Source organism: Pantoea sp. SGAir0215 (assembly GCF_043543215.1).
The window spans coordinates 3,991,966-4,008,043 of the sequence record NZ_CP028031.1; the positions used below are offsets into that span (position 1 = coordinate 3,991,966).

Below are 16,078 nucleotides of genomic sequence, written 5' to 3' on the forward strand. Positions count from 1 at the left end.
AATAGTGTCCCGGGCGCGCTGATGTACGCCCTTCTTCAGCCTGCGATCTGCCCGGCGGTAAAACGGGGCAAATACGTTTACAATCACCTAAATCCTGATGAATGGAGTACGTGATGAGTCAACGCGGACTGGAAGCGCTGTTAAGGCCGAAATCCATTGCGGTTATCGGCGCCTCGATCAAACCGGGACGCGCAGGCTATTTCATGATGCGCAACCTGCTGGCCGGTGGTTTTAGCGGACCGGTGTTGCCGGTTACGCCAAAATACAAAGCCGTCAGCGGCGTGCTGGCCTGGCCTGATATTCACAGTCTGCCTTTCGCCCCGGATTTGGCGGTGATTTGCACCCATCACAAAAGGAATCTGGAACTGCTGCAGCAGCTTGGCGAGAAAGGCTGTAAAGCCTGCATCATTCTTTCTGCGCCCACCAGCCAGCTTCCCGAATTAAAACAGTGCGCCAGCCGCTGGCAGATCCGCCTGCTCGGCCCTAACAGTCTGGGCCTGCTGGCACCGTGGCAGGGACTGAATGCCAGCTTTTCGCCCGTACCCATTGCTAAGGGCCGCATTGCGTTTATTTCGCAGTCATCCGCCGTCTCTAATACCATTCTCGACTGGGCACAGCAGCGTAACCTGGGCTTCTCCTGGTTTATCGCGCTGGGAGACAGTTTGGATACCGACGTGGATGACCTGCTGGATTTTCTTGCCCGCGATGGCAAAACCAGCGCGATTCTGCTTTATCTTGAACATCTTAGTGATGCACGCCGTTTTGTCTCGGCTTCGCGAAGCGCCTCACGTAATAAGCCCATCCTGATCATCAAAAGTGGGCGCAGCCGTCAGGCACAGGCGTTGCTGGGAACGCACAGTGGTCTGGATGCCGCCTGGGATGCCGCCATTCAGCGCGCCGGGTTACTGCGGGTACAGGATACCCACGAGCTGTTTACCGCAGTGGAATCCTTAAGCCATATGCGCCCGCCGCGTGGTCATCGCCTGATGATCGTCAGCAATGGTGCCGCGCCCGCCGCACTGGCGCTGGATGAACTCTATGCCCGCAACGGTAAGCTGGCCGTGCTGAGCGACGAGACCGTGCAGCAGCTCAATGCTGTCCTGCCGGAGGGCGTCGGACATGGCAATCCGCTTGATTTAAAAGACGATGCCACACCGGCGCGTTATCTTGACTGTATTAGCGTGCTGCTCGACAGCCATGATTTAGATGCGTTGATGCTGATTCATGCCCCCAGTGCCGTTGCCCCCGCCACCGAAACCGCAGAGAAAATTATTCAGCTGGTGCAACAACATCCGCGCGGTAAACAGCTTACGCTGTTGACGAACTGGTGCGGGGAATACTCTTCTCAGGTGGCGCGCCGGGCTTTTACGCAGGCGGGCATTCCTACCTGGCGCACGCCGGAAGGTACCGTTACCGCCTTTATGCACCAGGTGGAATACCGGCGTAATCAGAAGTTACTGCGGGAAACCCCCGCGCTGCCGGCCAGTCTGACTCAGGACAGTGCGCAGGCGCACCAGATCTTATCTCAGGCATTAAATCAGGGTGTGTTATCGCTGGATACGCATGAGGTGCAGCCGGTGCTCAAAGCCTACGGACTGGCCACTCTGCCCACCTGGATTGCGAAAGACAGCGATGATGCGGTCACCATTGCCGAACAAATCGGTTACCCGGTTGCGCTAAAACTGCGCTCCCCGGACGTGGCGCATAAATCCGACGTTCAGGGCGTGATGCTGTATCTGCGCAATGCTGCTGAAGTGCGGCGCGCGGCAGACGCCATTATCGACCGCGTAAAACAGACGTTACCCAGCGCCCGAATCGAAGGGCTGGTCGTGCAGAGCATGGCAAATCGTGCCGGAGCACAGGAGCTGCGCATCGTCGTGGAACAGGATCCGCTGTTTGGCCCGATCATCATGCTGGGTGAAGGTGGCGTGGAATGGCAGGCTGAGAAACAGGCTGCCGTAGCGTTGCCGCCGCTCAATATGACGCTGGCGCGCTATCTGGTCATACAGGCGATAAAAGGCGGTAAGATCCGCAGCCGCAGTGCGCTCATCCCTCTTGATGTTGCCGCGCTGAGCCAGTTACTGGTACAGGTGTCTAACCTGGTGGTGGATTGCCCGGAAATAGCGCGCCTGGATATTCATCCGCTGTTGGCGGCGGGCAGTGATTTCACGCTGCTGGACGTCACCCTGTCGTTGGCCCCCTTTGACGGCGACAGCGAAACCCGCCTGGCGATTCGTCCTTATCCTCAGCACCTGGAAGAGGAGGTGGAGCTGAAAGATGGTCAGCATTGCCTGTTCCGCCCGATCTTACCTGAAGATGAACCGCTGCTGCGTGACTTCATCAGTCAGGTAACCAAAGAAGATCTCTACTACCGCTATTTCAGCGAAATTAACGAATTCACACATGACGATCTGGCCAATATGACGCAGATCGACTATGACCGGGAAATGGCGATCGTCGCGGTGCGTCAGCACCAGGGACAGCCGGAGATCATCGGCGTCACCCGCGCCATTTCGGATGCCGACAACATTGATGCAGAGTTCTCCGTGCTGGTACGTTCCGATCTGAAAGGTCTGGGAATGGGGCGGCGGTTACTCGAAAAAATGATTCGTTACACCCGCGCCCATGGCCTGCAACAACTGAACGGCATCACCATGCCGGGCAACCGTGGCATGGTCACGCTGGCGAAAAAACTCAATTTTAACGTGGATGTGCAGATGGACGATGGTATCGTCAGCCTTAAGCTTTTGTTACAGGATAATGTCAATTTACCGTGTACAGAAAAGTAAAAATCGCCCGGTCAGCCCGGGTTGATGTTATTATTTAGCGTTATGACCCTGATTTGGTGGCAAAAGGCCATACAATGAACCGAGAAGAAGTGCACTGTGATGTTGTCTAAATTTAAGCGCAATAAACACCAACAACACCTCGCACAGCTGCCTAAACTGTCACAATCTGTTGCGGATGTGTCGACGCTTTATTCGCCTGGCGAATTCCGTGAGACGCTTTTGGAAAAGATTGCGTCAGCGCAATCGCGCATTTGTATCGTCGCCCTTTATCTGGAAAATGACGATGCGGGCCGCGCCGTCATGAACGCACTCTATGCGGCAAAAATCGCGCGTCCACAGCTGGATATCAGTATTTTAGTTGACTGGCACCGCGCCCAGCGCGGGCGCATTGGTGCCGCGCGCGGCGTCACTAACGCCGACTGGTATTGTGAGATGGCCCAGCAACATCCCGACAGCGTGATTCCGGTGTACGGCATCCCGGTGAATACGCGTGAAGCGCTGGGCGTACTGCACCTGAAAGGTTTCATTATTGATGACATGCTGCTTTACAGCGGTGCCAGCATTAATGACGTCTACCTGCACCAGCATGATAAATACCGCTACGACCGCTATCAGCTCATCCGTAACCCCGCCCTGGCTGACACCATGTTCGAATGGATTAATCACCATTTGAAAGAGGCGGAGGCGGTGAATCGTCTGGACTATGCAGAGCGGCCTTCCAGCCCGGAAATTAAAAACGAAACCCGGCAGTTTCGTCAGGACCTGCGCGGTTTTAACTATCAGTTTGAAGGCAACGCTGGCAACGATGAACTGGCCGTAACGCCTTTAGTAGGCTTAGGCAAACACAGCCTGCTGAACAAGACCATTTTCCATCTGATGCCCTGCGCAGAGAAAAAACTCACTATCTGCACCCCCTATTTCAACCTGCCCGCCTTGCTGGTGCGCAATATCATTGCCCTGTTACGTCAGGGCAAAGATGTCGAGATCATTGTGGGTGATAAGACGGCGAATGACTTCTATATTGCACCCGATGAGCCGTTCAAGATCATCGGTGCACTGCCCTATCTCTACGAAATTAATCTGCGTCGCTTTTTGAGTCGCCTGCAGTATTACGTCAGTAACGGACAGCTGATCGTGCGCTTATGGAAAGAGGGTGAGAACAGCTATCACCTGAAAGGGATGTGGGTCGATGATGAATGGCAGCTTATTACAGGCAACAACCTGAATCCGCGCGCCTGGCGGCTGGATCTGGAAAATGCGGTACTGATCCACGATCCGCATCAGCAGCTGGCCGATCAGCGCCAGCACGAACTGATGCTGATCCGCCAACATACCACTGTGGTTAAGCATTTCCGTGAGCTGGAAAGTATTGCTGACTACCCGGCTAAAGTCCGTAAACTGATTCGACGCCTGCGTCGTATCCGTATTGACCGCCTGATCAGTCGTATCCTCTAGTTTTTCAGCATGCCGCAGACTGACTGCGGCATGCTTACCGATTAAAGCGTCATGCCCTTACCCTGCCGGTGCAGCAACAGCGATACCACGAAGGCCAGTGCACCCATCCCAGAAACATACCAGAAGAACGTGGTTTCCATGTCGTGGTGTTTCATCAGCAACGCGACATACTCTGCCGATCCACCAAAAATGGCATTCGCCACCGCATAGGAAAGCCCGACACCGAGCGTCCTGACCTGCGGTGGAAACATCTCTGCTTTTAAAATCCCACTGATCGAGGTGTAAAAACTGGTGATCAGCAGCGCCAGCATAATCAGAATAAATGCCATGCCCGGACTCTGAACGTTTTGCAAAAGTGTCAGAATGGGGACAGTACAGATTGCAGCCCCAGCCCCAAAGACCATCATGGACGTGCGGCGGCCGATTTTATCCGACAAACCACCGATAATCGGCTGCAGCAGCATATAAACCAGTAACGCGCCGGTCATTAATCCGCTGGCCGTTTTCGCATCCATGCCTGACGTATTGACCAGGTACTTTTGCATATAGGTGGTAAAGGTATAAAAACTCAGCGATCCGCCCGCGGTAAAACCCAGTACCATCAGAAACGGCTTAGTATGATTTCGCAATAAGCCGATGACGCTGCCCGCATCGCGGTGTTCACGGGTTTGTTTATCTGAGGTCTCATCCAGCGAGCGGCGCAGCCATAACGCGACGACAGCCAGCGCGGCGCCTAAAAAGAACGGGATACGCCAGCCCCAGGTTCGTAGCTCATGATCGGTTAACAGAAACTGCAGCACCACGACCGTCAGTACCGCAGCCAGTTGGCCGCCGATTAAGGTGACATACTGGAATGAGGCATAAAACCCTTTTCGTCCTTCCAGCGCGACTTCACTCATATAGGTGGCGCTTGTGCCGTATTCACCGCCTACTGACAGTCCCTGAAACATACGCGCCAGCAAAAGCAGTGCGGGCGCGGCGATGCCAATACTTTCGTAGCCCGGCAGGCAGGCGATCACCAGCGATCCGAAACACATCATGCAGACCGAGATCAGCATGGATTTTTTGCGGCCGTGGCGGTCGCCAATGTAGCCAAATAACCAGCCGCCAATCGGCCGCATTAAGAAGCCCGCCGCAAAGACGCCTGCGGTCTGCAGCAGTTGGGTTGTGGTGTCGCCCTGGGGGAAGAAAATATGGGCAAAGTAGAGTGAGAAAAACGAGTACACATAAAAGTCGAACCATTCGACGAGATTACCTGAGGATGCGCCTACGATGGCCCAGATACGTTTTTTTCTGTCGATCGCCTGCGTGTGGGGAGTGCTGTTCATGTCTGACATGCTATGCCTCGGCTCCTTGCTGATAAGCAGCGTTAAAGCGTTGAGTAAAGCATGGACGGCAATAAAACGGAAAGAGGTGTTGCCCCGAGCCTATAAAATGTGACCTGTGTTGCTAATTTACTGAAATCATTGCGTGATATATCAGGCGGCTTTTACCGATAACGCCGCGTCAGCGCCTCACGATGACATCCTGGAAGCACTGACATGCGCACAGGAAGACCGTTAAAATGCGGTGATCACCGTAACACCGGGCGATTCAAACTTATCCATATTCATTAACGCCTCTATGGATTGCTCCAGGTTAATGGTTCTGCCGATCAGTTTTTCCGGACAAAGTTTTCCTGCATGAATCATGTTCATCATCACATCATAGCGATGGGCCTGCATGCCGTGGCTGCCAATAATTTCCAGTTCATTAGCAATGACCCGCGCCATAGGAATGGGCGGTGCGCTGTGTTCACCTGCCATCAGGCCAACCTGAACGTGCCTGCCTCTTTTTCGTAATGAGTTGATAGCGTTGACACAGGTTGCCGTATGACCCAGCGCATCGATTGAAACGTGCGCCCCGCCGTGGGTGAACTCTCTGACCGCTTCCGCTACGTCGGAGACCTGCGTGGCATTTACGATGGCAACAGCGCCCAGCTCACGCGCCAGTTGCAGCTTTTCATCCGAGATATCCACCGCTATGACATTGGCGCCAAGTGCATTGGAAATCATGATGGCGGAAAGGCCTACGCCACCACAGCCGTGCACAGCAAGCCACTGCCCTGCGGACGTTTTCCCCTGATCAACAACGGCCCTGAAAGAGGTGATGAAGCGACATCCCAGACTGGCCGCAGTGGTGAAATTCAGCGTATCCGGTAGAGCAATGAGGTTCAGATCCGCCTGCTGTATGGCGACATATTCTGCGAAGGATCCCCAGTGGGTAAAGCCTGGCTGAAACTGATGATCGCAGACCTGTTGATTGCCTGAATGGCACTCATGGCATAAACCGCATCCCGAGACAAAGGGCACGGTGACATTATCGCCCGGGCGCCATTTCGTCACCGCGCTGCCGACCGCTTCAATCGTGCCGGCGAATTCATGCCCCGGCACGTGGGGTAACGGGATATCAGGATCGTGGCCGACCCAGCCATGCCAGTCGCTTCGGCAAACCCCAGTTGCTTTAACCCGAATCACAACGCCATGGGGTTCCGGTGTGGGATCCGGCAGCGTTTTCAGGACAGGCGGGGACAGAAATGATTCGTATATGACCGCTTTCATCAGTAAACCCTCATGTATGGTTTACTAAAAGTATACTGACAGGCCGTGAAATTACTTTTCGTGTATTGCAGGCGAATCATGGTTTATGAAATTATCTTTCATTAACGATAGTAAGGCTGAGTGGATATTTCAGTGAGCATTCTTGATAAGAAAGATGTGGCGTTACTGCGCTATCTGCAAAAGGACGGCAGAGTATCGAGTCTTAAGCTGTCTCAGGATTTGGATATGAGCCCGGCGTCAACATGGCGGCGCCTGAAGCGGCTTGAGGACGAAGCCTTCATTGAAGGTTATCAGGCGGTAGTGAATCGTCGAAAGATGGGGTTTGGCGTGATGGCATTCGTGCGTCTGGTCTGCAGCCAACACAGTGAGGCGGCAACACGAGACTTTGAAGAGCGGATCAATGCGAATCCTTATGTCCTGTCATGCCACAATATCACTGGCGAGGCCGACTTCCTTTTGCAGGTGGTTGCGCGGGATTTAGATCATTACAGCCTGTTTATTGAAAAGGAACTGCGCAAGCTGCCGGGGATCCTGAGCATTAATTCTTCGATTTCGCTCAGGGAAGTGAAGAAAAGCCATCCCCTGCCGGTCTGAGGGTACGGTTTACTTTCTGACCCAGGATGGCGGGCCTGGAGAATTTATACAAAGAAACGGTACCAGGCGACGATGGAAGGAGTCTTGCCAGCCGGTTCAGTGCAAACAGCAGCGTAGGATATCGGGCTCAAGAGGCTTTAAACGGCCATAAGATTCTGCCCGGCTGCCTGCTGAACCATGATTTGCGGACGTAAAAAAGCCCCGTACTTCCGTACGGGGCTTCTTCACCTGATTGATGCCTGGCAGTTCCCTACTCTCGCATGGGGAGACCCCACACTACCATCGGCGCTACGGCGTTTCACTTCTGAGTTCGGCATGGGGTCAGGTGGGACCACCGCGCTAAAGCCGCCAGGCAGATTCTGTCTGCCGCACCGCCCCCTCGGGCCGCACGGCGTTATCCGGTAAACAAGGCTGAAAATTCTTTCTGTCTCTCAACCCAAAACGCCTCTGGCGTTGTAAGGTTAAGCCTCACGGGTCATTAGTACCGGTAAGCTCAACGCATCGCTGCGCTTACACACCCGGCCTATCAACGTCGTCGTCTTCAACGTCCCTTCAGGAGACTTAAAGTCTCAGGGAGAACTCATCTCGGGGCAAGTTTCGTGCTTAGATGCTTTCAGCACTTATCTTTTCCGCACTTAGCTACCGGGCAGTGCCACTGGCGTGACAACCCGGACACCAGCGGTGCGTTCACTCCGGTCCTCTCGTACTAGGAGCAACCCCCCTCAATTCTCCAGCGCCCACGGCAGATAGGGACCGAACTGTCTCACGACGTTCTAAACCCAGCTCGCGTACCACTTTAAACGGCGAACAGCCGTACCCTTGGGACCTACTTCAGCCCCAGGATGTGATGAGCCGACATCGAGGTGCCAAACACCGCCGTCGATATGAACTCTTGGGCGGTATCAGCCTGTTATCCCCGGAGTACCTTTTATCCGTTGAGCGATGGCCCTTCCATTCAGAACCACCGGATCACTATGACCTGCTTTCGCACCTGCTCGAGCCGTCACTCTCGCAGTCAAGCTGGCTTATGCCATTGCACTAACCTCCTGATGTCCGACCAGGATTAGCCAACCTTCGTGCTCCTCCGTTACGCTTTGGGAGGAGACCGCCCCAGTCAAACTACCCACCAGACACTGTCCGCAGCCCGGATCACGGGCCCACGTTAGAACACCAAACATTAAAGGGTGGTATTTCAAGGACGGCTCCACGCAGACTGGCGTCCACGCTTCAAAGCCTCCCACCTATCCTACACATCAAGGCTCAGTGTTCAGTGTCAAGCTGTAGTAAAGGTTCACGGGGTCTTTCCGTCTTGCCGCGGGTACACTGCATCTTCACAGCGATTTCAATTTCACTGAGTCTCGGGTGGAGACAGCCTGGCCATCATTACGCCATTCGTGCAGGTCGGAACTTACCCGACAAGGAATTTCGCTACCTTAGGACCGTTATAGTTACGGCCGCCGTTTACCGGGGCTTCGATCAAGAGCTTCTCCTTACGGATAACCCCATCAATTAACCTTCCGGCACCGGGCAGGCGTCACACCGTATACGTCCACTTTCGTGTTTGCACAGTGCTGTGTTTTTAATAAACAGTTGCAGCCAGCTGGTATCTTCGACTGGCCTCGGCTCCGGGAGCAAGTCCCCTCACCTACGCGCCAGCGTGCCTTCTCCCGAAGTTACGGCACCATTTTGCCTAGTTCCTTCACCCGAGTTCTCTCAAGCGCCTGGGTATTCTCTACCTGACCACCTGTGTCGGTTTGGGGTACGATTTCGTGTTACCTGATGCTTAGAGGCTTTTCCTGGAAGCAGGGCATTTATCACTTCAGCACCGTAGTGCCTCGTCGTCACGCCTCAGTGTAAAGTGCACCGGATTTGCCTGGCGCACACACCTACACGCTTAAACCGGGACAACCGTCGCCCGGCCGATATAGCCTTCTCCGTCCCCCCTTCGCAGTAACACCAAGTACAGGAATATTAACCTGTTTCCCATCGACTACGCCTTTCGGCCTCGCCTTAGGGGTCGACTCACCCTGCTCCGATTAACGTTGAACAGGAACCCTTGGTCTTCCGGCGACAAGGTTTTTCACCTTGTTTATCGTTACTTATGTCAGCATTCGCACTTCTGATACCTCCAGCATGCCTCACAGCACACCTTCAGCGGCTTACAGAACGCTCCCCTACCCAGCAACGCTTGCGCGTCGCTGCCGCAGCTTCGGTGCATGGTTTAGCCCCGTTACATCTTCCGCGCAGGCCGACTCGACCAGTGAGCTATTACGCTTTCTTTAAATGATGGCTGCTTCTAAGCCAACATCCTGGCTGTCTGTGCCTTCCCACATCGTTTCCCACTTAACCATGACTTTGGGACCTTAGCTGGCGGTCTGGGTTGTTTCCCTCTTCACGACGGACGTTAGCACCCGCCGTGTGTCTCCCGTGATAACATTCTCCGGTATTCGCAGTTTGCATCGGGTTGGTAAGCCGGGATGGCCCCCTAGCCGAAACAGTGCTCTACCCCCGGAGATGAGTTCACGAGGCGCTACCTAAATAGCTTTCGGGGAGAACCAGCTATCTCCCGGTTTGATTGGCCTTTCACCCCCAGCCACAGGTCATCCGCTAATTTTTCAACATTAGTCGGTTCGGTCCTCCAGTTAGTGTTACCCAACCTTCAACCTGCCCATGGCTAGATCACCGGGTTTCGGGTCTATACCCTGCAACTTAACGCCCAGTTAAGACTCGGTTTCCCTGCGGCTCCCCTATACGGTTAACCTTGCTACAGAATATAAGTCGCTGACCCATTATACAAAAGGTACGCAGTCACACCACGAAGGTGCTCCCACTGCTTGTACGTACACGGTTTCAGGTTCTGTTTCACTCCCCTCGCCGGGGTTCTTTTCGCCTTTCCCTCACGGTACTGGTTCACTATCGGTCAGTCAGGAGTATTTAGCCTTGGAGGATGGTCCCCCCATATTCAGACAGGATACCACGTGTCCCGCCTTACTCATCGAACTCACAGCCTGTGCACCTTTGTGTACGGGAGTATCACCCTGTACCCTGCGACTTTCCAGACGCTTCCACTGATGCACAAGCTGATGCAGGTTCTGGGCTCCTCCCCGTTCGCTCGCCGCTACTGGGGGAATCTCGGTTGATTTCTTTTCCTCGGGGTACTTAGATGTTTCAGTTCCCCCGGTTCGCCTCATGCCGCTATGTATTCACTGCATGATAGTGTGACGAGTCACACTGGGTTTCCCCATTCGGGTATCGCCGGTTGTAGCGGTTCATATCACCTTACCGGCGCTTATCGCAGATTAGCACGCCCTTCATCGCCTCTGACTGCCAGGGCATCCACCGTGTACGCTTGGTCGCTTAACCTCACAACCCACAGGCGTTTTGCGCTTGCGTGTCGTGAGCTTTTGAGAGACCCGAACGCATCGTGCTGTGTTCCTTATTACGGAGGAACACGACGTGCGTCGTTTCAAATTTTCAGCTTGTTCCGGATTGTTAAAGAGCATAATACTTCGCAGCACACCGTTACCGGTACGCTCTGAAGTATTGTCAGAAAAAAACAGCAAGTATGGTGGAGCTAAGCGGGATCGAACCGCTGACCTCCTGCGTGCAAGGCAGGCGCTCTCCCAGCTGAGCTATAGCCCCATACAGTTACTGCAGAGACCACTACCACCACTCAACTGCGTGCACTTCATGAGAAATGCACTTCGTGCTCAGGCAAGGCGTGTGTCCGCGAAGCATAGTGAACTATGCGAGCCGGAGACATAACGCAGCATGAGTGCGAAGTTGGTAGGCCTGAGTGGACTTGAACCACCGACCTCACCCTTATCAGGGGTGCGCTCTAACCACCTGAGCTACAAGCCTGTAGAGGTTTTTTCTGCTCGTGACTTTCTATCAGACAATCTGTGTGAGCACTTCGCACGAAGGTATCTTCAGGTAAGGAGGTGATCCAACCGCAGGTTCCCCTACGGTTACCTTGTTACGACTTCACCCCAGTCATGAATCACAAAGTGGTAAGCGCCCTCCCGGAGGTTAAGCTACCTACTTCTTTTGCAACCCACTCCCATGGTGTGACGGGCGGTGTGTACAAGGCCCGGGAACGTATTCACCGTGGCATTCTGATCCACGATTACTAGCGATTCCGACTTCACGGAGTCGAGTTGCAGACTCCGATCCGGACTACGACGCACTTTATGAGGTCCGCTTGCTCTCGCGAGGTCGCTTCTCTTTGTATGCGCCATTGTAGCACGTGTGTAGCCCTACTCGTAAGGGCCATGATGACTTGACGTCATCCCCACCTTCCTCCGGTTTATCACCGGCAGTCTCCTTTGAGTTCCCGACCGAATCGCTGGCAACAAAGGATAAGGGTTGCGCTCGTTGCGGGACTTAACCCAACATTTCACAACACGAGCTGACGACAGCCATGCAGCACCTGTCTCAGCGTTCCCGAAGGCACCAAGGCATCTCTGCCAAGTTCGCTGGATGTCAAGAGTAGGTAAGGTTCTTCGCGTTGCATCGAATTAAACCACATGCTCCACCGCTTGTGCGGGCCCCCGTCAATTCATTTGAGTTTTAACCTTGCGGCCGTACTCCCCAGGCGGTCGACTTAACGCGTTAGCTCCGGAAGCCACTCCTCAAGGGAACAACCTCCAAGTCGACATCGTTTACGGCGTGGACTACCAGGGTATCTAATCCTGTTTGCTCCCCACGCTTTCGCACCTGAGCGTCAGTCTTCGTCCAGGGGGCCGCCTTCGCCACCGGTATTCCTCCAGATCTCTACGCATTTCACCGCTACACCTGGAATTCTACCCCCCTCTACGAGACTCAAGCCTGCCAGTTTCAAATGCAGTTCCCAGGTTAAGCCCGGGGATTTCACATCTGACTTAACAGACCGCCTGCGTGCGCTTTACGCCCAGTAATTCCGATTAACGCTTGCACCCTCCGTATTACCGCGGCTGCTGGCACGGAGTTAGCCGGTGCTTCTTCTGCGGGTAACGTCAATTGCTGAGGTTATTAACCTCAGCACCTTCCTCCCCGCTGAAAGTACTTTACAACCCGAAGGCCTTCTTCATACACGCGGCATGGCTGCATCAGGCTTGCGCCCATTGTGCAATATTCCCCACTGCTGCCTCCCGTAGGAGTCTGGACCGTGTCTCAGTTCCAGTGTGGCTGGTCATCCTCTCAGACCAGCTAGGGATCGTCGCCTAGGTGGGCCGTTACCCCGCCTACAAGCTAATCCCATCTGGGCACATCCGATGGTGTGAGGCCCGAAGGTCCCCCACTTTGGTCTTGCGACGTTATGCGGTATTAGCTACCGTTTCCAGTAGTTATCCCCCTCCATCGGGCAGTTTCCCAGACATTACTCACCCGTCCGCCACTCGTCACCCGAGGAGCAAGCTCCTCTGTGCTACCGTCCGACTTGCATGTGTTAGGCCTGCCGCCAGCGTTCAATCTGAGCCATGATCAAACTCTTCAATTTAAAGTTTGATTTGCTGCAACCAGTGCAGCGATGCTCAAGGAAAACGTCGTAATGAATTTCAATACGTGTTCACTCTTAAGACTTGATATTTTTTGCGTCCGGAGACGCGGATATCAATCCTGCGAGTGCCCACACAGATTGTCTGATAAATTGTTAAAGAGCAGTGCAATCAGCGGGTTAACCGTCTGTTGCGAGGTGGCGTATATTACGCTTTCCTCCTTCAGAGTCAACCTCTTTTTCAGAAGTTTTTCTCCGGCGAAAACTCCGGGGAGTTCTCTGCTGAACACCGCGTTACGTAAGCCGTTGTGCCGTGTCAGTGGAGGCGCATTATAGGCAAATATTTTGGGCTGGCAAGGGGGTAATTCAAAGAAACCTCTCAACCGCTCACTTTCCAGGCAAACCGTCGCAGAAACCGCCAATCCGGCCCGTTTCAGAAACAAAAAACGGGCATTACGCCCGTTTTTAACAGAGACAGCCTTACTGATGTGCCGTAATGACGTCGTCTTTGACATCCATTTCTATCACTTTTCCCGGAACCAGTTGTCCGGAAAGGATCTGCTGTGCCAGCGGATTCTCTATCTGTTGCTGGATAGCGCGTTTCAGTGGACGCGCACCGTACACCGGATCATAACCGTTCTCACCCAGCAGCTTGATCGCGGCATCAGAGATATGCAGCTGATAACCGCGATCCTCCAGACGTTTGTACAACCGTTGCAGCTGAATCTGTGCGATAGAGGCAATGTGTTTTTCACCCAGAGGATGGAACACCACCACCTCATCAATACGGTTAACAAATTCAGGACGGAAGTGCTGTCCTACCACACCCATGACAACCCCCTTCATTTCGGCGTAGTTCAGATTGCCGAAACGTTCCTGAATCAGATCGGAGCCCAGGTTCGAGGTCATGATTACCACCGTGTTGCGGAAATCAACGGTGCGACCTTGCCCATCCGTTAACCGGCCATCATCCAGCACCTGCAGCAGGATATTGAAGACATCGGGATGCGCCTTCTCTATCTCATCCAGCAGAATCACCGAATACGGACGACGGCGAACCGCCTCGGTCAGATAGCCGCCCTCTTCATAGCCAACGTAGCCCGGAGGTGCCCCCACCAGCCGCGATACCGAGTGTTTCTCCATAAATTCAGACATGTCGATACGGACCATCGCATCGTCACTGTCAAACAGGAAGTTAGCCAGCGATTTACACAACTCGGTTTTACCCACACCCGTTGGGCCGAGGAACAGGAATGACCCGACAGGACGGTTTGGATCGGCCAGACCCGCACGGCTACGACGAATGGCATTGGACACCGCTTCGACGGCTTCATCCTGTCCGATAACGCGCGAGTGGAGCTCCTGTTCCATTCGCAGCAGTTTGTCTCGCTCCCCTTCCATCATGCGGGCAACCGGAATACCGGTCCAGCGCGCCAGCACATCGGCAATTTCCACATCTGTCACGCGATTGCGCAGCAGCTTCATGGTTTTGCCTTCAGACTGGGTGGCAGAAGCCAGTTGTTTTTCCAGCGCCGGGATTTTGCCGTACTGCAGCTCAGACATCTGCGCCAAATCACCAGAGCGACGCGCCTGCTCAAGCTGGAGGCGTGCCTGTTCCAGCTCCGCTTTAATATTCTGCGTACCGGTTAATGAGGCTTTTTCCGCTTTCCACTCTTCTTCCAGCTCAGCATATTCACGCTCTTTCTGATTCAGCTCCGCTTCGAGCATCTCCAGACGTTTCACGCTGGCATCATCAGACTCTTTCTTCAGCGCCTGCTGTTCCAGTTTCAACTGAATAATGCGCCGCTCCAGTCGATCCAGTGCCTCTGGTTTGGAGTCAATCTGCATACGAATGCTGGATGCCGCTTCATCGATCAGGTCAATCGCCTTATCGGGTAACTGACGATCGGCGATATAGCGGTGAGAAAGCGTGGCCGCCGCAACGATAGCCGGGTCAGTAATCTGTACATGATGGTGCAACTCATAGCGCTCTTTTAACCCGCGCAAAATGGCGATGGTATCTTCAACGCTTGGCTCTGCGACAAACACTTTCTGGAAACGACGCTCCAGTGCCGCATCCTTCTCGATGTACTGGCGATATTCATCCAGCGTGGTGGCACCGACGCAGTGCAGCTCACCACGTGCCAGTGCCGGCTTCAGCATATTACCGGCATCCATTGCGCCGTCCGCTTTGCCTGCGCCCACCATGGTATGTAACTCATCGATAAACAGGATGACGTTGCCTTCCTGTTTGGCCAGGTCGCTGAGTACGCCTTTCAGGCGCTCCTCGAATTCACCCCGGTATTTTGCCCCCGCCACCAGCGCGCCCATATCCAGCGCCAGTACACGGCGACCTTTCAGCCCTTCCGGCACCTCGCCATTGATAATGCGTTGGGCCAGCCCTTCAACAATGGCGGTCTTACCTACGCCGGGCTCACCGATTAACACAGGGTTATTTTTAGTACGGCGCTGCAATACCTGAATGGTACGGCGAATTTCCTCATCACGACCAATCACCGGATCCAGCTTGCCTTTCTCGGCACGCTCAGTGAGATCGATTGTGTATTTCTTTAACGCCTGACGCTGATCTTCAGCACCCTGATCGTTCACGTTGTCACCTCCACGAAGTTGTTCTATCGCTTTGGTGAGCTTGTCGTTAGTGGCACCCGCAGACTTCAGAATGTCTGCCAGCGAGCCACGTGAATCCAGGGCTGCCAAAACAAATAATTCAGATGAGATAAAGTTGTCATTGCGCTTCTGTGCCAGCTTGTCGCACAGATTAAGCACTCTGATCAGGTCGGCAGAAGGTTGCACGTCGCCGTCGCTGCCTTCCACCTGGGACAGACGATCGATAGCCTGGTCAATCTGAGTACGCAGAGAGGCCACGTCTATGCCGGTAGAGGACAACAGCGGAGCGACCGATCCCCCTTCCTGTTTGAGCAGTGCGCTCATCAGATGTAAAGGTTCGATAAACTGGTTGTCGTGTCCCAATGCCAGAGACTGCGCGTCGGAGAGAGCAAGTTGAAATTTATTAGTAAGACGATCCAGACGCATAATTCCTCCCATTACAGGTCAAATGCTACTGGAGATTAAAATGAGGTCATCCCTCAAGTTTTCAAGGATAATGACCTGAGATATGAGTAAAAAATGCACTGCCTGGATCGTCT

General features: G+C 54.0%; 6 protein-coding genes, 2 tRNA genes and 3 rRNA genes. 3 read left to right on the plus strand and 8 right to left on the minus strand.

Annotation, left to right across the window (positions count from 1 at the left end; genetic code table 11):
- Positions 1-113: 113 nt before the first annotated feature.
- Together C1N64_RS18615 and pssA are read left to right on the plus strand one after the other, a co-directional pair.
- Positions 114-2,789 carry a bifunctional acetate--CoA ligase family protein/GNAT family N-acetyltransferase gene (locus tag C1N64_RS18615; protein WP_033739454.1) on the plus strand — a complete coding sequence of 892 codons (2,676 nt, stop codon included), beginning with the start codon at positions 114-116 and terminating at the stop codon, positions 2,787-2,789.
- 99 nt (positions 2,790-2,888) lie between these two features.
- Positions 2,889-4,244 carry a CDP-diacylglycerol--serine O-phosphatidyltransferase gene (gene pssA / locus C1N64_RS18620; protein WP_039340129.1) on the plus strand — a complete coding sequence of 452 codons (1,356 nt, stop codon included), beginning with the start codon at positions 2,889-2,891 and terminating at the stop codon, positions 4,242-4,244.
- A gap of 41 nt (positions 4,245-4,285) precedes the next feature.
- Here the strand turns inward: pssA and C1N64_RS18625 are convergent, their stop codons facing one another.
- A complete protein-coding gene (locus C1N64_RS18625; RefSeq protein ID WP_133745465.1) occupies positions 4,286-5,581 on the minus strand; it encodes an MFS family transporter in 1,296 nt (431 codons plus the stop codon).
- 222 nt (positions 5,582-5,803) lie between these two features.
- Positions 5,804-6,844 carry a zinc-dependent alcohol dehydrogenase family protein gene (locus C1N64_RS18630; protein ID WP_033739456.1) on the minus strand — a complete coding sequence of 347 codons (1,041 nt, stop codon included), beginning with the start codon at positions 6,842-6,844 and terminating at the stop codon, positions 5,804-5,806.
- Positions 6,845-6,976: 132 nt separating this feature from the next.
- On the opposite strand from C1N64_RS18630, the gene C1N64_RS18635 reads away from it, so the two are divergent.
- Complete coding sequence (locus tag C1N64_RS18635) at positions 6,977-7,438, plus strand: Lrp/AsnC family transcriptional regulator (protein ID WP_233255815.1); 462 nt, start codon at positions 6,977-6,979, stop codon at positions 7,436-7,438.
- Between the two features lie 237 nt (positions 7,439-7,675).
- Here C1N64_RS18635 and rrf read toward each other — a convergent pair.
- The 6 genes from rrf to clpB all read right to left on the minus strand — a co-directional run bounded on the left by rrf (position 7,676) and on the right by clpB (position 15,965).
- Positions 7,676-7,791: ribosomal RNA gene (gene rrf / locus C1N64_RS18640) — 5S ribosomal RNA — on the minus strand.
- Between the two features lie 104 nt (positions 7,792-7,895).
- Positions 7,896-10,801: ribosomal RNA gene (locus tag C1N64_RS18645) — 23S ribosomal RNA — on the minus strand.
- Between the two features lie 203 nt (positions 10,802-11,004).
- Positions 11,005-11,080, minus strand: a tRNA-Ala gene (locus C1N64_RS18650).
- Positions 11,081-11,222: 142 nt separating this feature from the next.
- Positions 11,223-11,299, minus strand: a tRNA-Ile gene (locus tag C1N64_RS18655).
- Between the two features lie 73 nt (positions 11,300-11,372).
- A 16S ribosomal RNA gene (locus tag C1N64_RS18660) occupies positions 11,373-12,914 on the minus strand.
- Together the 16S, 23S and 5S rRNA genes with 2 tRNA genes alongside form the textbook arrangement of a ribosomal RNA operon.
- A gap of 477 nt (positions 12,915-13,391) precedes the next feature.
- Positions 13,392-15,965, minus strand: coding sequence for an ATP-dependent chaperone ClpB (gene clpB / locus C1N64_RS18665; protein WP_375124169.1), 2,574 nt, complete (start codon positions 15,963-15,965; stop codon positions 13,392-13,394).
- Between the last annotated feature and the right edge of the window lie 113 nt (positions 15,966-16,078).

Excerpts from the sequence above, each read along its gene's own strand:
- C1N64_RS18615 (WP_033739454.1), top strand. The coding sequence starts at position 114 with ATGAGTCAACGCGGACTGGAAGCGCTGTTAAGGCCGAAATCCATTGCG.
- pssA (WP_039340129.1), top strand. The coding sequence starts at position 2,889 with ATGTTGTCTAAATTTAAGCGCAATAAACACCAACAACACCTCGCACAG.
- C1N64_RS18625 (WP_133745465.1), bottom strand. The coding sequence starts at position 5,581 with ATGTCAGACATGAACAGCACTCCCCACACGCAGGCGATCGACAGAAAA.
- C1N64_RS18630 (WP_033739456.1), bottom strand. The coding sequence starts at position 6,844 with ATGAAAGCGGTCATATACGAATCATTTCTGTCCCCGCCTGTCCTGAAA.
- clpB (WP_375124169.1), bottom strand. The coding sequence starts at position 15,965 with ATGCGTCTGGATCGTCTTACTAATAAATTTCAACTTGCTCTCTCCGAC.